The sequence below is a fragment of the Streptomyces sp. NPDC046712 genome, from assembly GCF_040645695.1.
Lineage (GTDB): Bacteria > Actinomycetota > Actinomycetes > Streptomycetales > Streptomycetaceae > Streptomyces.
The window spans coordinates 95,967-114,041 of the sequence record NZ_JBEYYW010000022.1; the positions used below are offsets into that span (position 1 = coordinate 95,967).

The following is an 18,075-nucleotide window of genomic DNA, read 5'->3' on the forward strand; positions in this document are numbered from 1 at the left end:
GCGCGTCCTCCTCCGCTTCTCCTCCGCGTCGGCGAATGCCTCCACATCGCTGCTGGTCAGAGGCTTACGACATGCGTGGGGCACCCACTCGGCGTAACGTCGCCCGTGGATCTCGGGTACCCCGACCGCACCGGGAGGGTTGTGTGCGCGACTCCACGCACGGCGGCGCCGACGACGAAGCCGTCGCCTCGTCCCGCGGCCGTCGGCGCCTGCTCATCGCGGTGACGGCGGCCGGAGTGGCCCTCGTCGCCGCGGGCGGACTGTACGTCGCGGGTCTCGTCGCCACCGGCGACGAGATATCCGAGGGCACCCGGGTCGACGGCGTGGACATCGGCGGCATGAGCCGCGACGAGGCACGCGCGAAGCTGACGTCCTCGGCCCCGGCCTCTTGGACAGCTCCCATTCCGGTGCGGATCGGTGAGAGCACCGGAACCGTCGAGCCCGCCGCGGCCGGCCTGAGCGTCGACGTCGGGAAGACCGTCGACAAGGCCGCCGACCCCGCGCGCGACCCGGCGACCGTGATCGGGCGACTGTTCTCCTCCGACGAACGGGACATCGAACCCGTCGTCTCCTTCGACGAGACCGAGGCACGTAAGGCGATGGGCGAGACGGCCCGGACGTACGACCGCGCGACCGTCGAGGGGTCCGTGTCCTTCAGGAACGGCCAGGCGGTCACGGTCCAGGCCCGCGACGGACAGCGGCTGGACGTCGACGGCGCCGTCGAGACCCTGCGCGCCAACTACCCCGAGCGCGTGGCGGGGAACCCGGTGACGCTTCCGACCGCCGTGTTCCGGCCCAAGGTCGGCGAGACCGAAACCGTGCGTTTCCTCAACGAGTTCGGGACCCCGGCGATGTCGGGACCCGTCACTCTCACCGTCGACGGCAAGAGTTTCCAGATCACTCCGACGACGCTCGGTGCCCATCTGACGGTGAAGGCGGACGACAAGGGCCGGCTCGTCCCCACGCTGAACGCCCAGGCGCTGATCCGCGACCCGGCGGTGGCGCGACCGCTCGGCGCGATCGCCACCGGGCCGGTCGAGGCCAAGCTGGGCGTGGAGGAGGACGGCCGGGTGGTCGTGCTGTCGGACGGCCGCGCGGGCCACGAGGTGTCCGCCGCCGCCCTGCGCGACGCGGTCCTCCCGCTGCTTCCGAAGAAGGGCGAGGCCGCACGGACCGGGCCGGTGGCCACCCAGCTGATCCAGCCAGTCCTCACCCGTGAGTCGGTGGCGGAGATGGGGATCAGGGAACAGATGTCGACCTTCACGGTCAACTTCCCCACGGCGCCGTACCGGACGATCAACATCGGCCGGGCCGTCGAGCTGATCAACGGCTCACTGGTGAGGCCGGGGGAGGTCTGGAGCTTCAACCGGACCGTCGGTGAGCGCACCAAGGCCAACGGCTTCGTCGACGGCACGATGATCCTGGACGGGCAGTACCACTCGGCACCCGGCGGCGGTGTCTCCGCCGTCGCCACCACGGTCTTCAACGCGATCTTCTTCGCCGGGGTCAAGCCGGTCGAGTACGGGGCGCACTCCTTCTACATCGAGCGGTACCCGCCGGGCCGGGAGGCGACCGTGGCCTGGGGCACGCTGGACCTGAAGTTCCGCAACAACTCCGACGCGTGGATCTACATCCGGGCGAGCTCCACGGACTCCTCGGTGACCATCAGCTTCCTGGGCACGAAGAAGTACGACGCCGTGGAGGCCGTGGAAGGCCCCCGCACCAACCTCACGGAGCCCGCCGAGCGGAAGGGCACCGGTCCCAAGTGTGAACCGCAGCCCCCGCTGGAGGGCTTCGACATCACCGTGGACCGGGTCTTCCGCGACGACGGGGCGGAGGTGGGACGGGAGACCTTCCGTACCCACTACACGCCGCGCGACCGCGTCACGTGCGAATGAGGGGCGCGTCGGCGGCCAGCACCCGGAGGAGATGGGTGACCGCCTCCGCGACGGCGGTGCGCGCCGGGCCGAGATAGCGGCGCGGGTCGACGGTCGAGCCGTTCTCCCCCAGGTGGGTCCGGACGGCCCGGGTGAACGCCTTGTTCAGGTGCGTGGCGACGTTCACCTTCGTCATACCGGCGTTGACGGCCCAGCTGAGGTCCACGTCCCCGACGCCGGACGAGCCGTGCAGCACGAGGGGGACGCCCACGGCCTCGCGCAGCCGGGAGACGAGTGCGAAGTCGAGGACGGCGTCCCGGGTGAGCATCGCGTGGGAGCTGCCGACGGCCACGGCGAGGGCGTCGACGGCGGTGGCGGCGACGAACTGCCGCGCCTCGTCCGGGTCGGTGCGCACGCCGGGGGCGTGGGCGCCGTCCTTGCCGCCCACCTCGCCGAGTTCGGCCTCCACCCAGACGTCGTTGCGGTGGCAGTAGTCCGTCATCTCGCGGGTGGCGGCCACGTTCTCCTCGTACGGGAGGGTGGACGCGTCGAACATGACGGAGCGGAAGCCGAGGGCGACCGCCTCGCGTACGAGCTCGGGCGACTCGGCGTGGTCGAGGTGGACGGAGACCGGGACGGCGGCCCGGCGGGCGATGGCCAGGGTGGCGAGTCCGATGGGTTCCAGCGAGCCGTGGTAGCGCGCCGTGTTCTCGCTGATCTGGAGGATCACGGGCAGACCCGCGGCCTCGGCGCCGGCCACGATGGCCTGAGCGTGCTCGATCTGGATCACGTTGAACGCCCCCGCGCCGGCGTTCCGCTCGCGCGCGCCGAGGACGATCTCGTCGGTGGTGGTCAGTGGCATCAGTTCCGCTCCGCTCCACCGGTGGTGAGGACGACGGACCGGGTGAGGTTGCGCGGTCGGTCCGGGTCCTGGCCCTGGGTCTCGGCGAGCAGGACCGCGAGTCGCTGCGCGCGGACGAGGTCGGCCATCGGGTCGAGGTGGTCGTCGGCGCCGCCCGACTCCGCGACGAGGGTGCCGCCGACGCGGGCGACGTCGTCGGCGAGGCCGGTGGGGACGGGGCCGAAGGACCACGCGACCCGGCCGGGCGCGGTGATGCTGATGGGGCCGTGCCGGTACTCCATGGCGGGGTACGCCTCGGTCCAGGCGCCTGCGGCCTCGCGCATCTTCAGTCCGGCTTCGAGGGCGAGGCCGTAGGTCCAGCCGGTGCCGAGGAAGGTGTACTGCTCGGCGCCGGTGATCTCGGCGGCGAGGGGTTCGGCGACGGCCCGCTCGGCGTCCTTGGCCGCCCGCTCCACCGTACGGACCCCGGCCGGAAGGGCGTCCTCGGCCTCCAGGTGGGCGCGGAGCAGGGCGAGGGCGGTGGTGGCGAAGCGGGTCTGCACCACCGACTCCTCGTCGGCGAAGTCGAGGACGGCCGCGTCGTCGGCGGCCTCCATCACGGGGGTCTCCGGGTCCGCGGTGAGGGCGCCGGTGGCGACGGACCCCTTGACGCGGGTGAGCAGGTCGAGGACCTCGGTCGTGGTGCCCGAGCGGGTGATCGCCAGGATCCGGTCGTAGCGGCGACCGAGCGGGAACTCGGAGGCCGCGAAGGCGTCGGTCTCGCCGTGGCCGCCGCTCTCGCGGAGCTGGGCGTAGGCCTGGGCGATGAACCAGGAGGTGCCGCAGCCGACCACCGCGACCCGCTCACCGCGCACCGGGAGGGCCGCGCGGTGCTGGGGCAGCGTCTCGGCGGCCTTGCGCCAGGAGGCGGGCTGGGAGGCGATTTCGACGGCGGTGCGGGAGGGGGAGAGTCCCGAGGTGGGCACGTGCGGCTCCTTCACTGGCGAGTGATGCTTACTCTTGCTCGTAAAACCATACTTTCAAGCAACATCACGCATCTGTCCTGTGCGCAGTATCCATCAGTCGGTGCGTTCGGTCCAGGGCTCCCTTCCCCCGGACGGCGCTAAGATCGCGATCATGTCGAAGCACGAGCGGTGGAACACGCTCCTCGAACTGCTCGCCGCCACCGGACGGCTGGAGGTCGAGGACGCCGCGGCGACGCTCGACGTCTCCCCGGCCACGATCCGCCGGGACCTGGACGAACTCGCGGAACAGCGACTCCTCGTCCGTACGCGCGGTGGGGCGGTGCCGCAAGGGGTCTCGTACGAGCTTCCGCTGCGCTACAAGTCCTCCCGGCACGCCTCGGAGAAGCAGCGCATCGCCGCGGCCGTGGCGGAGCTCGTCCATGAGGGCGAGGTCGTGGGTCTCAACGGCGGGACGACCACGACCGAGGTGGCTCGCGCCCTCGCGCTGCGCTTCGCCGGCGGTGGGGCACGGGAGACGGTCGGCACCCCGGCACTGACCGTGGTCACCAACGCGCTCAACATCGCGGGCGAGCTCGCCGTCCGGCCGCAGATCAAGATCGTCGTCTCCGGGGGCGTGGCCCGCTCGCAGACGTACGAACTGGTCGGCCCACTGGCCGCCGGGGTGCTCGACGAGGTCGTGCTCGACGTCGTCGTCCTCGGTGTCGACGGCATCGACCCGCGGCTGGGGCTCATGGCCCATCACGAGGACGAGGCGGGGATCAGCCGGCTCTTCGCCGAGCGGGCGAGCCGGGTCGTCGTGGTCGCCGACTCCTCGAAGCTGGGCAGGCGGGCCTTCGCCCGGATCTGCGGGATCGATCACGTAGACGTCCTGGTGACGGACGCGGCGATCCCGACCGAGGCGGTGCGGGAGCTGACGGACGCGGGCGTGCAGGTCGTCACCGTCTGACCTGCCGCCCCGCCCGAGCCCCCGCACCGCCTCTCCCGTGTTCTAGGCGGTGATGATGCCGGGGTCGCTGACGCTCGGGGCACCGGTCTCCACATGGCCGGCGAAACGGCGCAGGAAGGTGCTGTCTCCGCTGGAGACGACCGACAGGTCGTACCAGCGCCCGCTGCCGCTCAGGTCCACGGTGTGCGTCACGGTCGCGCCCGTGGCCACCGTGAAGGTCCGCGACTGGCCGCCGTAGGCCGGGGCGCTGGAGACGGTGAGGGTGACGGCCGCGGCGCCCGGGTTCCTCATCGTCAGCACCAGGTTGCCGCCGACGCCGTCGTGACGGGCCGTCACCTCGGGGCCCGCCGTCGTGCCGGATCCCCGGAAGCGGCGCAGGAAGCCCTGCGGGCCGGTGGCCGTGAGGTCGTACGTCCCCGCGGAGTACGCCGTGTTCCAGGTGTCCGGCAGGCTCGCCCCGGCCCCCGTCGTGTACGTCCACGGCCCGTCGGTGCGGTTCGGCGCGGTGACGTAGAAGTGGGCTCCGGCCTTGGCGCCCGCGCCGAAGGTGAGGGTGTAGCGGCCGGTGGACGGGGTGGCCGAGCCGTCGACGTACAGCTCGTACGGCAGCGGCCTGGTCGGCCGCTGCCCTGCCTCCTGGACGGGCAGGACCGGCTTGGTGGGCGGCTTGGGGACGTAGCTGGGGTGCCGCTGGTTGTCCAGCGGCTTGTAGGCCGAGGTGTCGGGCAGCGCGGCCGGCGCGGGGTCCTCGAGCCCGAAGTCGAAGGCGGAGGTCAGGTCGCCGCAGACGGCCCGCCGCCAGGGCGAGATCTGCGGCTCCCGCACGCCGAAGCGGCGCTCCATGAACCGGATGATCGAGGTGTGGTCGAAGACCTCGGAGCAGACGTAACCGCCCTTGCTCCAGGGGGAGACGACGAGCATCGGCACACGCTGGCCCAGGCCGTAGACGCCGGCGGCGTAACTGGCGTTGCCGCTGAACCGGTCGAGGGAGGTGTCGACGGTGGAGAGCCCCTGTGCGGCCGAGGACGGCGGGTAGGGCGGGACGACGTGGTCGAAGTAGCCGTCGTTCTCGTCATACGTGATGAACAGCGCCGTCCTGCTCCACACCTCCGGGTTGGAGGTGAGCGCGTCGAGGACCTGGGCGATGTACCAGGCACCGTAGTTCGAGGGGAAGTTGGGGTGCTCCGTGAAGGCCTCCGGGGCGGCGATCCAGGAGATCTGCGGGAGCCGGTTCGCGGCGACGTCGGCCCGAAGGATGTCGAAGAAGCCGCCGCCGTTCTTGACGTCGGTGCCGGTGCGGGCCTTGTCGTAGAGCGGGTTGCCCGGCTGCGCGTTGCGGTACTGGTTGAAGTAGAGCAGGGAGTTGTCGCCGTAGTTGCCGCGGTAGGCGTCGTTGATCCAGCCCCAGTGGCCGGCCGCGTTCAGGCCGTCGCCGATGTCCTGGTAGATCTTCCACGAGATCCCGGCCTGCTCCAGCCGCTCGGGGTAGGTCGTCCAGGAGTACCCCGCCTCCTCGTTGCCGAGGACGGGGCCGCCGCCGGTGCGGTCGTTGCCGGTGTGGCCGGTCCACATGTAGTAGCGGTTGGGGTCGGTGGCGCCGATGAAGGAGCAGTGGTAGGCGTCGCAGACGGTGAACGCGTCGGCGAGCGCGTAGTGGAACGGGATGTCGTTCCGGTTCAGATACGCCATCGTGCCCGCGGACTTGGCGGGGATCCACTGGTCGTACTTGCCGTTGTTGAAGGCCCGGTGGCCGCCTGCCCAGTCGTGGTTGAGCCCGGCGATGAACTGCATGCCGAGGTCGTCGGCCGTGGGGTGGTACGGCAGCACGGTCTTGGCGCCGTCCTGCTGGTGCCAGACCGACTTGCCGCTGGGCAGGGTGATCGGGCGCGGGTCGCCGAAGCCGCGGACGCCGTTCAGCGCGCCGAAATAGTGGTCGAAGGAGCGGTTCTCCTGCATCAGCACGACGATGTGCTCGACGTCGGCGAGAGTCCCGGACGCGCGGGCGGCGGGAATGGCGGCGGCCCGGGCGATGCTGCTGCCGAGGGCGGCGAAGCCGGCGGTGGCGCCGGCTATCTGGAGAAAGCGGCGCCGATTGAGTTCCGTCATGGGTCTGAGCACCTCTGATGGATTCCGGGGGACGGTGGTCCGAGCGAGCCCAAGATCAGTGGGTGAGGGGGCGGGGACGTGTCGTCGACCTGTGGGGGCGCGGTACAGGACATGAACGCGAAGGGGAGCGGGCGCCCCCACGGCCGGGAACACCGTAGGGTCCGGTGACCCGCCGCCGGGGGCGGTCGCAGAAGAGTCCATGGGCTCGTACGAGAAGTCCATGCGCCGCCCACGCGCCCTTGCCGGGAACCGGCCGTGGCCGGAATCTGTCCTCGTGAAGGAGGACGGGGGGCGAAATGGACGCATGGGTGGTCCCCGGGTACACGGAGTACCGGGAATTGGGTTCGGGCGGCAGCGGGCGAGTGGTCCTCGCCGTCCATGACGCGACCGGCGTGCCGGTGGCGGTGAAGTACCTCGGCGAACGCCTGCGGACGGACGCCGCCTTCGTGCGGGGCTTCCGGTCGGAGGCGCGCCTTCTGGGCGGCCTCGACTCGCCGTACGTCGTGGGTCTGTACGAGTACGTCGAGGCCCCGCGCGGCGCGGCGATCGTCATGGAACTGGTCGACGGGCTCGCCCTGCGCGCGCTGCTGGCCCGGGAGGGTGCCACCGGTCCGGAGGCGGCGCTCGTGGTGCTCAAGGGCTCGCTCCTGGGCCTGGCCGCCGCGCACCGGGCGGGGGTCGTGCACCGCGACTACAAACCCGAGAACGTGCTGGTCGCGGCCGACGGATCGTCCAAGCTCGTCGACTTCGGCATCGCGACGGACCGCGGCAGCACACCCGGCGTCGCCGGCACTCCGGCGTACATGGCTCCCGAACAGTGGAACGGCGAGCCCGCGTCCCCCGCCGCCGACGTGTACGCGGCGACCGCGACCTTCTACGAGTGCCTGACCGGGCACAAGCCGTTCACCGGACAGAACATCGCCGAACTGGCGCTCCAGCACCTCGACGCACCCGTTCCCGACGCGGACGCGCCGGAGCCGCTGCGTCCGCTGATCCGGCGTGGTCTCGCGAAGGCTCCCGGGCAACGACCGGAGAACGCGGAGGCGTTCGTGACCGAGCTGGAGACGGTCGCCACGGCCGCCTACGGGCCCGACTGGGAGGAGCGTGGCCAGCGGCGGCTCGCGGCGCTCGCGGCCCTGCTTCCGCTGCTCTTCCCCTCGTCCGGCGGCCCGGCCACGGGCACGACCGCGCTCGCCACGACCACCCTGCCGCCGCGCGCGGGGCGTGGGGTCCGGCTGTGGCCGAGGGTGCTGCCGGCCGGCGTCGCCGCGCTGATCCTCGCCGTGCTGGCCGCGGTCGCCGCGCGCGCCGGGGACGACGGGCCGGGCCGTACGACGACCGAGGCCTTCGCCACGACGAGCGCGCGGCCGGACACCGCGCCCGGCACCACTCCTACACCGGACAGCCCTTCCCCGACGGCCAGTTCCTCCGCGAGCCCGTCGGCCACTCCCCCGACATCGCCCTCGGACGTACCGACCACCACCGCCCCGCCGACCGTGACGGCCACCCCGACCGCGACCGGCACGGGGACGCCGACGACGACTCCGACCTGGACCCCGACGACGTCCGCCCCGACCACGGACACCGGCACCACACCACCGGCGCCACGGCCGGTCGGGGTGAAGTCGGTGTCGGTTACCTCGCTGCGTCAGACCGGCCCGACCACCGCCGAGGCGTCGTTCGAGGTCCTCACCGACGGGACCGGCCCGGTGACCCTCCTCATCGGCTGGTACACGGGTGACACCAAGGGGGAGCTTGGCGTTTCCGACGGCTCCGGGAGCGTCCGGCGGAGCGGAGCGACGCAGTACACGATCACCCTCACCCACACCTTCCGGGGCAACGGCTGCTACTGGGGTGTGCGGGCGACGACGGACCCCTCGGCCGCGAACGGCGGCTCCACGCAACAGATCCTGACGCGGCGGTGCACGATCTCATGAGCGATCCCCGACGTCCGTACGACCCGGACGAGTACAGCGCCACGGTCCTCGGCAGCCACTGGTTCGAGCGGCCGGCCGAGGACGTACCGCCCGACCGCGTGGAGGGCGAGGTCCTGCGCTTCGGTCCCGGGGTGACGGCGGCCGCGCTACGACGGGCGGCCGACGGCCCCACGACGGCACAGATCTGGCACGGCACCCTGCCCGGCCGGGACCCGGGTGACGTGCCGCCGGCCCGCCGCCGCCGTGGGGCGCTGGGCCGGTACGCCCTGGCCGGCGTGGTGCTGCTCGCCGTGCTGGTCTTCCTCGCCTGGCAGCGGTTCGGACCGGAGGTGTCCGTACGCCGGGTGACGGTCGCCGCCCCGGAGCAGCCGCTCGCGTGCGACGGTACGGCGGACGTGGTGGCGGTTCTGGACACCGACGGGCGGCCCGGCACCGTGACGTACCGCTGGGAACGCAGCGACGGCACCACGTCCGGGCTGCTGCGGGAGCGGCTCGCCCGCCACCAGACACAGGCGCGCCTGCATCTGCTGTGGACGTTCCGAGGCCGGGGTGAGCACCGGGCCACGGCCAAGCTGGTGATCGTCTCGCCCACCCCGGGGCACACCGCGGAGACCCGCTTCACGTACCGGTGCGACTGAGACCGGGGGCGACTGAGGCGGGGGGCGTCAGCGGCTGAGGACCCGTACGGCTGAGGAGGGGGCGTCAGCGACTAGGGCCTGGTCCGCCTGCGGCGTCAGCGTCCGCGGCGGATGCGGGCGGCCTTGCGGGCCTCGGCCATCTTGCGCTCCTCGGCCGACCGCCGGGACTCGTTCTTGGCCCGGCCGGGCTTGCCGGGGACCGTCCCGATCCCCCGGAACTGCGCGCCTCCGCGCTTGGGGCGTTCGCTGCTCGGCGCGCTGCCGTCGACGGGAACACCGGACGGGGCCTTGGCACCGGTGATGCGGCTGAGTTCGGCCTCGCCGGAGCGGACCTGGGTGACCTGGGGGCGGAGCCCCGCGTCCGCCATGAGACGGACCACGTCGCGCCGCTGGTCGGGCAGGACCAGCGTGACCACGCTGCCGGACTCGCCGGCGCGCGCGGTGCGGCCGCCGCGGTGCAGATAGTCCTTGTGGTCGGCCGGCGGATCGACGTTGACGACGAGGTCGAGGTCGTCGACGTGGATGCCGCGCGCGGCGACGTTCGTGGCGACGAGGACCGTCACGTCGCCGGTGCGGAACCGGTCCAGGGTGCGGGTGCGCATCGGCTGGGACTTGTCGCCGTGCAGGGCCGCGGCCCGTACGCCGCTGCCGAGCAGGTGCGCGGTGAAGCGGTCGACGGCGGCCTTGGTGGCCAGGAACATGATCACGCGACCGTCGCGGGCGGCGATCTCCGTGGCGGTGGCGAACTTGTCGGCGCCGTGCACCTGCAGGACGTGGTGCTCCATGGTGGTGACGGCGGCGGCCGAGGGGTCGACCGAGTGGACCACGGGGTCGTGGAGGTAGCGCTGGACCAGGAGGTCGACGTTCCGGTCGAGGGTGGCGGAGAACAGCATGCGCTGGCCGCCGTCGCGTACGAGGTCGAGCAGTCCGGTGACCTGGTCCATGAAGCCCATGTCGGCCATCTGGTCGGCCTCGTCGAGGACGGTGATGTCCACCCGGTCCAGGCGGGCGTCCTTGCGCTCGACGAGATCCATGAGGCGGCCGGGGGTCGCGACGACGACCTCGGCCCCGTCGCGCAGCGCGGCGGCCTGCCGCCCGATCGACATGCCGCCGACCACGGTGGCCAGCCGCAGCTTCAGCACCCGGGCGTACGGCGCGAGCGCGTCGGTGACCTGCTGGGCCAGCTCGCGCGTGGGCACGAGGACGAGCGCCCGCGGCTTCCGGGCCTCGGCCCGCCGGCCGGCGGTGCGTACGAGGAGCGGCAGCCCGAAGGCCAGCGTCTTGCCGGAGCCGGTGCGCCCGCGCCCCAGGACGTCACGTCCGGCGAGGGCGTTCGGCAGCGTGGCCGCCTGGATCGGGAAGGGCGTGTCGACGCCGTGCGCGGTGAGCAGCTCCCGTACCTCTGCGGGCAGGCCGAGCTCGTCGAAGGACGCGACGGCGGAAAGGGCCGGGGTGTGGCTGACCGGCTGCGCGAATTCGTCCTTGGACGTGGCGGGGCGACGGGTCTGGTCCGGGCGGGCTGAACTGCTCATGGAAACCTTTGTGGAACCTGGGTGGGCAACCTGTGTGCCGGGAAATGGCCGTGGAAACCGGAAACGGCCGAGAAATGCAACGAGCCGGGGCCCTCACCACTCGGGTGAGGGCCCCAGCTGCGTCGGACGCGAAGACGTCAGGCGGGGAGGATGTTCTCCGCCTGCGGGCCCTTCTGGCCCTGCGTGACGTCGAAGGTCACCTTCTGGCCCTCCTGCAGCTCACGGAAGCCGGAGGTCGCGATGTTGGAGTAGTGGGCGAACACGTCCGGGCCGCCACCCTCCTGCTCGATGAAGCCGAAACCCTTTTCCGAGTTGAACCACTTCACGGTGCCAGTAGCCATGCCATATCTCCTTCGGGGCATTACCCGGGAATCCGCACTGTGCGAATCCCGGCGTCGCCGCGATGATTTCCCCGTCCGGAAACAGCACCGAAAATACAAAAAGTGCCCGACGATTCATCATCGTCAAAGGCACTTGAAGTCTATGGGAACCACAACTGCAACTGATCTCGACTGTAGCACGGCGTGGTCATCCGTGCACGGAATTCCGCATTCCTGATGTCGCTGGGGCGGCGTGTCCTCGGTGGACCCGCCGCCCGTCCGGATGGTGCCTGCCTCGCTCTCCCGCCGCCGGATCAGTGGGCCTCGCGGATGGGCTCACCCGTCCGGTGCAGGTGGCTCAGGATCTCGCGGTAGGAGCGGAGCAGCCCGACCTCGTAGTACGGGATGTCCTTCTCCGCGCAGAACTCCCGGGTGATCTCGGCGGCGCGGCCGAGCGCGGGGGTGGGCATGCTCGGGAAGAGATGGTGCTCCACCTGGTAGTTCAGGCCGCCCATGGCGACGTCGACGAACGGGCCGCCTCGCACGTTGCGGGAGGTGAGGACCTGGCGGCGGAGAAAGTCCAGCTTCATGTCGGGCGTCACCATCAGCATGCCCTTGTGGTTGGGAGCGAAGACGCACCCCATGTAGACGCCGATCAGTGCCTGGTGCACCCCGATGAACGCGAGCGCCTTGCCCGGGGGGAGCGCGGCGAAGACGACGCCGAAGTAGGCGACGAAGTGGACGACGAGCAGGGTGCCCTCGAGTAAGGGGCGCTTCATCGTCGGGCTGCTCAGCGCGCGGAAGCTGTTGAAGCTGAGGTTGAGACCCTCCAGGAGCAGCAGCGGGAAGAAGAGGTACGCCTGCCGCCGCCCGATGAACCGGGCCAGGCCGCTCGCCTGCCGGGCCTGGCGCTTGGACCAGACCAGGATGTCGGGGGCCACGTCCGGGTCCCGCTCCTCGTGGTTGGGGTTCGCGTGGTGGCGGGTGTGCTTGTTCATCCACCACCCGTAGCTCATGCCCATGAGGAGGTTGGCCGCGATGCGTCCGCTGATCTCGCTGGGCAGGCGCCGGCTGAACACCTGACGATGGGCCAGGTCGTGGGAGATGAGCGCGACCTGCGCGAAGACGACGGACATCGCAGCGGCCAGCACCAGTTGGAGCCAGGTGTCGCCCAGGGCGAACATCGCGTACCAGCCGCCGGCGAAGGCGAGGAGTACGAGGCTGAAGCGCACCGTGTAGTAGACGGGTCGGCGGTCCAGCAGTCCCTCCGCGGCCATCCGGCGGCTCAGCTGGGAGAAGTCGCTGCTGCCCGACGCGGGCCGCCGCAGCGTGGTCTTCCCGGTTCCGGGAACTTCCGTGGTCGTCGCGAACTCTGTGCTCATGGAAAGAAGTCTGCTGACCGGCGGGAAGCGGCAGTAGCCGCCCAACCCCCCTCTTCGAGGGGGAGAAAACTCCCCCTCCCGCCCATCGCCACGCCCGCTGACGTACCCTCACTGAGGGGCGGAACCCGCAGGCCGAGGGGGACCGCGCCCCGCAGTCCGAGACCGAAGACAGGAGCCGGGAGCTGTTGTACCCGTGACACCGACTCGGCTGCGGCAGCGACTGCGCGACGAGCTGCGTCCCTGGTTGATCAACGGCTTGGTGGCCGCGCGCCGGGGCCTGACCCTGGCCTTCCTGTCCCAGCTCGGGGCCATTCCCCTGCTCGCCATCGTGCTCGCTTCGCTCGGGGTGACGCCGGTGGGCGTCGGCGTCCTGACGCTCCCGATAGCCCTGTTCGCGGTACGCGGCTTCGCCGACATGCACCGGCGGTTCCTGCGCGAGTGGTGGGGCGTGCACATCGCGCGTCCGTACCGGCCCGAGCCGGCGGAGGACTTCGAACCGCTCGACGTCCCGAGCAGTGTGCGCCACTACCGGAAGCTGGTGACCGACCCGGCGACCTGGCGGGACCTTCTGTGGCTGCTGATCGACGCTCCGCTCGGGCTGGTCTTCGGCCTCCTGCCCGCCTGGCTGATCATCTACGGAATCCACGGAGTGGTGGCCACTCCGCTGTTCTGGCCGTACATGGAGGACTTCTACGGCTACGGTCTGACCTGGCCCGTCCACAGCTGGCCCATGGGGCTGCTCGCGTTCGTCCAGGGACTGGGGTTCCTGTTCCTCGGGTTCTGGAGCGGTGAACGGCTGCTGCGGACGTACACCCGGATCACACGCCGCCTCCTCTCCCCCACCGCCAAGGCCGATCTGTCGCGCCGCGTGGCCGAGTTGACCGAGACCAGGTCGGCCGCGGTGGACGCGCAGGCCGCGGAGTTACGGCGGATCGAGCGCGACCTGCACGACGGGGCACAGGCCAGGCTGGTGGCGGTCGGACTCAAGCTGGGCCTGGCCGAGCAGATGCTCGTCAAGAATCCGGTCGTGGCCCGGCAGTTGCTCGTGGACGCCCGCCAGGCCAGCGCCCAAGCGCTGGCCGAACTCCGCGACCTGGTACGGGGCATTCACCCGCCGGTCCTGGCCGAACGGGGACTGGAGGGCGCCGTCCGGGCTCTCGCGCTCGACCTGCCCATTCCCGTCCAGGTCGACATCGCCCTCCCTGGACGCGCCCAGGCGCCGGTGGAGTCGGCCGGCTATTTCGCGGTCGCCGAGGCACTGGCGAACGTCGCCAAGCACAGCGGGGCGGACTCGGCGTGGGTCAGGCTCGAATACTCCGGCGGGCGGCTGCGTCTGGTGGTCGGCGACGACGGTGCCGGGGGCGCGGGCATCCGCGAGGGCGGCGGGCTGGACGGTCTGCGCCGCAGACTCGCGCCCTTCGACGGAACACTCGAACTGAACAGTCCGGTGGGGGGTCCCACCACAGTGACCATGGAGCTGCCGTGCGTGTTGTGATCGCCGAGGACCTCGCCCTGCTGCGGGAGGGCATCATCCAGTTGCTCACGCTGAACGACTTCGAGGTGGTCGAGGCCGTGGACAATGGGCCCGACCTGCTGCGGGCCCTCCTGGAGCACCGCCCCGACGTCGCGGTCGTCGATGTTCGTCTGCCACCCACGTTCACGGACGAGGGGCTTCAGGCGGTGGCACAGGCGCGCCGTGAGATGCCCGGCCTCCCCGTGCTCGTCCTGTCGCAGCACGTGGAGCATCTGTACGCACGGGAGTTGCTCTCCGACCACCGGGGCGGGATCGGCTATCTGCTCAAGGACCGGGTCTTCGAGGTGAGCGAGTTCGTCGACGCGGTACGGCGGGTGGCCGCGGGCGGCACCGCCATGGACACCTCGGTCGTCTCCCAGCTCCTGGCCCGCAACTCGACGCAGGGCACGGTCCAGTCGCTGACGGCGAGGGAGCGCGAGGTGCTGGGCCTGATGGCCGAAGGGCGCAGCAACGCGGCGATCGCGCGGCAGATGAACATCGCGGAGAAGTCGGTGAGCAAGCACACCAACAACATCTTCGGCAAGCTGGGGCTGGCCCAGTCCTGTGACGACAATCGCCGGGTGCTCGCGGTGCTCGCGCACCTCAACCTCTAGGACCTGAACAGGCCTTGAGGGCGCCCACTCCGGCCCCGGAGGTCAGTACCGGCCGTCGGCGCGAGGCGGACGGACGGGGCCGGGCGGCCCCGGGTCGTCCTCGACGACACCGTGCGCCTGAAGCTCCTCCACCCATTGCCCGAGGGCGACCCGGACCAGGAGCGGGTCCATCGTCCACACCCGGCTCAGGTCGGCCGCGGCGGCGTCGAGGCGCCACCGGTGCTGCTGCAGGGCGATCCACATGGCCGCGGCTTCGGAACCGCTCGTCCATCGCCGGCCGGTGACCGCGCAGCGCAGCACGAGTTCACCGTCGGCGGCGACCTCTCCGCTCACGCCCGACGCGGGTCTCACCCGGGTCCACATGTCGTCGTCTTCCAACACAAGCTCCTCATCGCTCGCGGCTGCTCAGCGGCCGCCGTGCCGGAAGCCATTGCTCCCCGAGCATGTGCGGTCGCCCTGCGTGAGGGTGTCAGGGTAAGGCGGACCTTGGTCGGACGGAAACCGGGTCACACCCCCTGCGGAGGGGGGAGTTACACCCACCCTCCACTGCGGGAGGCCTGCCTGCCGGGCCGGACGTCGACTCAGTCGACGCTGCCGGCCCCCACGGCGCTGTCTGCGGGGGGTGCCGTGGCCGGGCCGACCGCGCCGACGAAGATGCGCATCGCCTGGGCGAGTTCCTCCCCGCTCGGCGCGTTCTCCGGGTCGAGGAGCCACTGCAGACCGAGGCCGGAGACCAGAGCGAGGTGGAAGGAGCCCACCAGCCACATCGTCCGGTCGTCGGGGGCGTCGCCCAGGTTCGGGGCGAGCGGGGCCGCCAGCGCCAACCGGGCCCGTTCGTACATCTCGGCCAGCTGTTCACGAAGACCGGGCACGCGGTCGGCCTGCGCGAACGCCTCGATGCTGGCGAGCAGGAGCGGGCGATGCGTCACGAAGAACTGCGTGACACGTTCCCAGGCCGCGTCGACCGTGGGGTCGGCCGCCTCGTCCAGGATTCTGCGCAGCTCCTGCCCCCACTCCTCGAACGCCTCGATCACCGCAGCACTGAGCAACGCCTCCTTCGAGCCGAAGTGGTAGCCGATCGCAGCGAGGTTGGCACCGGACGCGGCGACGATGTCGCGCGCCGTGGTCCGGGCATAGCCCCGCTCGTACAGGCATTTCTTGGCACCGACCAGCAGGTCTTCTCGATTTCCCACGGGATCATCCTAGCCTCGGTCGCACATTTGTCACATACATGCGTACCAGACAAACGTCTCGCACCAGCGTCTGATACGTACCTCTCAGACGGACGGCTGAGACGCTCGTACTAGACAAGCATCTAGGACGTACGTATGGTTCAGTTTCATGAACTCAGACACGCAACGTGCCGACCGCAAGGCGTGGTTCGGGCTCGCCGTCCTGATCCTCCCCGTCCTCCTGATCTCCCTCGACATGCACGTCCTGTCGTACGCACTGCCGATGATCAGCGCGTCTCTGGAGCCCAGCAGCTCGCAGCTGCTGTGGATCATCGACATCTATCCGTTCATGCTCGCGGGGCTGCTGCTCACGATGGGCACGCTCGGTGACCGGATCGGTCGCCGGAAGCTGTTACTTTTCGGCGCCGCCGCCTTCGGCACCGCGTCCGCGTTCGGCGCCTACTCGGACAGTGCGGAGATGCTCATCGCGACCCGGGCGCTGCTCGGTCTCGGTGGCGCGACGCTGATGCCGTCGACGCTCTCCCTGATCCGCAACATGTTCCACGACGCGGAACAGCGACGGGCCGCCATCGCCGTGTGGACCGGCGCGTTCGCGGCGGGCGCCATGCTCGGACCGCTGATGGGAGGCGCGCTCCTGGAGCACTTCTGGTGGGGCTCCGTCTTCCTGGTCAATCTCCCGATCATGGCCCTGCTCATCCTGCTCGCGCCGCTGATGCTGCCGGAGTCCAAGGACCCGAACCCGGGCCCGTTCGACATCCTCAGCGCGGTCCTCTCGCTGGCCGCGATGCTGCCGACCATCTACGGCGTGCAGCACATCGCCCAGGACGGCCTGAGCGTCACGCCGATCGCCGTCATGGCGGCCGGACTGCTGATCGGCTACATCTTCCTGCGCAGGCAGCGCTCGCTCGCGCAGCCGATGCTCGACGTGAAGCTGTTCCGCAGCAAGGGTTTCACCGCCTCCATCACGGCCAACACCCTCGGCGTCTTCTCGATGGTGGGCTCCAGCCTGTTCACCACTCAGTACCTGCAGATGGTGGCCGGGGTGCGGCCCTTCGTCGCCGGTCTGTACGCGCTCCCGGCAGCCGGCGCCGCCATGACCGCCGCCGCCCTCGCACCGCTGATCGTCCGTCGGGTGCGCCCGGCGTTCGTCGTCGGTGCGGGACTCCTCATCGGCGCCGTCGGCTTCGTCATCCTCGGCCAGCTCGACGGCGGCACCGGCATCGCCGCGCTGGTCGCCGGCACGGCGACCATGGCCGGAGGCATCACGCTCGTCCTGACCATCTCCTCGGACATGATCATCGCGACCGCCCCGCCGGAGAAGGCCGGCACGGTCTCCGGTCTCTCCCAGATCGCCACGGAGTTCGGCGGCGCGCTCGGCATCTCCGTCCTCGGCAGCGTCGGCGCCGCCGTCTACCGCGCCGATCTCGCCGAGAACGCCCCCAGCGGGGTCGAGCCGTCCCTGCTGGAGTCCGCGCGCGACACCCTGGGCACGGCACTCGACGTCACCACCCGGATGCCGCAGGAGCTGGGCCAGGCGCTCGCCACCGCGGCGCGCGAGGCATTCACCCACGGTCTGCAGATCGCGATGTACACCGCTGCCGGACTGCTGGCCCTCATGGCGCTGCTCGCCTTCACGCTGCTGCGCCAGGTCCGCATCGGGACACAGGCCCGGGTCGTCGACAGCACCTCGCAGCAGCAGCCCGAGGCGGCACAGCCCGCGGCCGCCTACGCGGCACAGGGCGCGCCGGACCACTACGGCAACGGTGCGTACCCGGCCGGCGCGCAGGGCGCGGAGCGGACCGCCGACTTCTTCGGCACGCCGACCACGTACGGGACGCCGGGCACGTACGGGACGCCTGGAACGCCGGGTACGGCGGGGCAGAACGGACCGCGTCATCGGCGGGACGGTGGACAGTCCACCCAATGGTGACCTGAACAGACGCGTGTGCCGGGCCAGTTCTCTGGCCCGGCACACACGTGTGTCCAGGTGCCGTGGGGTGCGCGTGAGCACAGTCATGTGGCCACGTGCGGTGGGGTGCTAGGTGGGCTCAGTCAGGTGTCCACGGGCGGTGGGGTGCGCGGTAAGCACACTCGTGTGTCCACGGGCGGTGGGTGCGCGGTGAGCGGCGGCCACGGGTCCGGAGACCGCTGCCCGTGCATGACCGCCGCCGGTATATGCGCGAAAAGGCC

The 18,075-nt window shown here is 71.1% G+C and carries 15 protein-coding genes; 7 read left to right on the forward strand and 8 right to left on the reverse strand.

Going from position 1 to position 18,075, the window contains the following annotated elements; translation table 11 throughout:
- The first annotated feature begins 143 nt into the window (after positions 1–143).
- The gene (locus ABZ939_RS26340; protein ID WP_361859934.1) at positions 144–1,898 is read left to right on the forward strand and encodes a VanW family protein; all 1,755 of its coding nucleotides are present in this window, start codon (positions 144–146) and stop codon (positions 1,896–1,898) included.
- Here the strand turns inward: ABZ939_RS26340 and ABZ939_RS26345 are convergent.
- Positions 1,885–2,739, reverse strand: a complete 855-nt coding sequence (locus tag ABZ939_RS26345) for a class II fructose-bisphosphate aldolase (protein ID WP_361859936.1) — start codon at positions 2,737–2,739, stop codon at positions 1,885–1,887. The genes ABZ939_RS26340 and ABZ939_RS26345 overlap by 14 nt on opposite strands.
- Positions 2,739–3,704 (reverse strand): sugar isomerase, encoded by a 966-nt coding sequence (locus ABZ939_RS26350; RefSeq protein ID WP_361859938.1) that lies wholly within the window; start codon positions 3,702–3,704, stop codon positions 2,739–2,741. Before ABZ939_RS26350 ends, ABZ939_RS26345 begins: the two co-directional genes overlap by 1 nt.
- A 151-nt stretch (positions 3,705–3,855) precedes the next feature.
- On the opposite strand from ABZ939_RS26350, the gene ABZ939_RS26355 reads away from it, so the two are divergent.
- On the forward strand, positions 3,856–4,650 hold the full coding sequence (locus ABZ939_RS26355; protein WP_361859941.1) for a DeoR/GlpR family DNA-binding transcription regulator: 795 nt from the start codon (positions 3,856–3,858) through the stop codon (positions 4,648–4,650).
- 42 nt (positions 4,651–4,692) lie between these two features.
- Here the strand turns inward: ABZ939_RS26355 and ABZ939_RS26360 are convergent, their stop codons facing one another.
- Entirely contained in the window at positions 4,693–6,756 is a 2,064-nt protein-coding gene (locus tag ABZ939_RS26360; RefSeq protein WP_361859944.1) for a phosphocholine-specific phospholipase C, read from the reverse strand.
- Positions 6,757–7,052: 296 nt separating this feature from the next.
- Here ABZ939_RS26360 and ABZ939_RS26365 point away from each other — a divergent pair, with 296 nt between their 5' ends.
- Together ABZ939_RS26365 and ABZ939_RS26370 are read left to right on the forward strand one after the other, a co-directional pair.
- On the forward strand, positions 7,053–8,693 hold the full coding sequence (locus ABZ939_RS26365; RefSeq protein ID WP_361859947.1) for a serine/threonine-protein kinase: 1,641 nt from the start codon (positions 7,053–7,055) through the stop codon (positions 8,691–8,693).
- The gene (locus ABZ939_RS26370) at positions 8,690–9,331 is read left to right on the forward strand and encodes a hypothetical protein (RefSeq protein WP_361859950.1); all 642 of its coding nucleotides are present in this window, start codon (positions 8,690–8,692) and stop codon (positions 9,329–9,331) included. Before ABZ939_RS26365 ends, ABZ939_RS26370 begins: the two co-directional genes overlap by 4 nt.
- Positions 9,332–9,426: 95 nt before the next feature.
- Here the strand turns inward: ABZ939_RS26370 and ABZ939_RS26375 are convergent, their stop codons facing one another.
- The 3 genes from ABZ939_RS26375 to ABZ939_RS26385 all read right to left on the reverse strand — a co-directional run bounded on the left by ABZ939_RS26375 (position 9,427) and on the right by ABZ939_RS26385 (position 12,565).
- Positions 9,427–10,863 (reverse strand): DEAD/DEAH box helicase, encoded by a 1,437-nt coding sequence (locus ABZ939_RS26375; protein WP_361859953.1) that lies wholly within the window; start codon positions 10,861–10,863, stop codon positions 9,427–9,429.
- Between the two features lie 137 nt (positions 10,864–11,000).
- Positions 11,001–11,204 (reverse strand): cold-shock protein, encoded by a 204-nt coding sequence (locus ABZ939_RS26380; RefSeq protein WP_033201600.1) that lies wholly within the window; start codon positions 11,202–11,204, stop codon positions 11,001–11,003.
- 293 nt (positions 11,205–11,497) lie between these two features.
- Positions 11,498–12,565: an acyl-CoA desaturase gene (locus ABZ939_RS26385; RefSeq protein WP_361859956.1), complete on the reverse strand. Its 1,068-nt coding sequence runs from the start codon at positions 12,563–12,565 to the stop codon at positions 11,498–11,500.
- Between the two features lie 193 nt (positions 12,566–12,758).
- Between ABZ939_RS26385 and ABZ939_RS26390 the strand changes: the two genes are divergently transcribed.
- A complete protein-coding gene (locus ABZ939_RS26390) occupies positions 12,759–14,060 on the forward strand; it encodes a sensor domain-containing protein (protein WP_361859959.1) in 1,302 nt (433 codons plus the stop codon).
- Positions 14,048–14,692 carry a response regulator transcription factor gene (locus tag ABZ939_RS26395; protein ID WP_361859961.1) on the forward strand — a complete coding sequence of 215 codons (645 nt, stop codon included), beginning with the start codon at positions 14,048–14,050 and terminating at the stop codon, positions 14,690–14,692. The genes ABZ939_RS26390 and ABZ939_RS26395 overlap by 13 nt, the downstream gene beginning before the upstream one ends.
- A 42-nt stretch (positions 14,693–14,734) precedes the next feature.
- Here ABZ939_RS26395 and ABZ939_RS26400 read toward each other — a convergent pair whose 3' ends face one another.
- Both ABZ939_RS26400 and ABZ939_RS26405 read right to left on the reverse strand, forming a co-directional pair.
- On the reverse strand, positions 14,735–15,070 hold the full coding sequence (locus tag ABZ939_RS26400; protein WP_361859964.1) for a PqqD family protein: 336 nt from the start codon (positions 15,068–15,070) through the stop codon (positions 14,735–14,737).
- A 203-nt stretch (positions 15,071–15,273) separates the two neighbouring features.
- Positions 15,274–15,885: a TetR/AcrR family transcriptional regulator gene (locus ABZ939_RS26405; protein ID WP_361859967.1), complete on the reverse strand. Its 612-nt coding sequence runs from the start codon at positions 15,883–15,885 to the stop codon at positions 15,274–15,276.
- Between the two features lie 148 nt (positions 15,886–16,033).
- Here ABZ939_RS26405 and ABZ939_RS26410 point away from each other — a divergent pair, with 148 nt between their 5' ends.
- Positions 16,034–17,815 carry an MFS transporter gene (locus ABZ939_RS26410; protein ID WP_361859970.1) on the forward strand — a complete coding sequence of 594 codons (1,782 nt, stop codon included), beginning with the start codon at positions 16,034–16,036 and terminating at the stop codon, positions 17,813–17,815.
- Positions 17,816–18,075 lie beyond the last annotated feature (260 nt).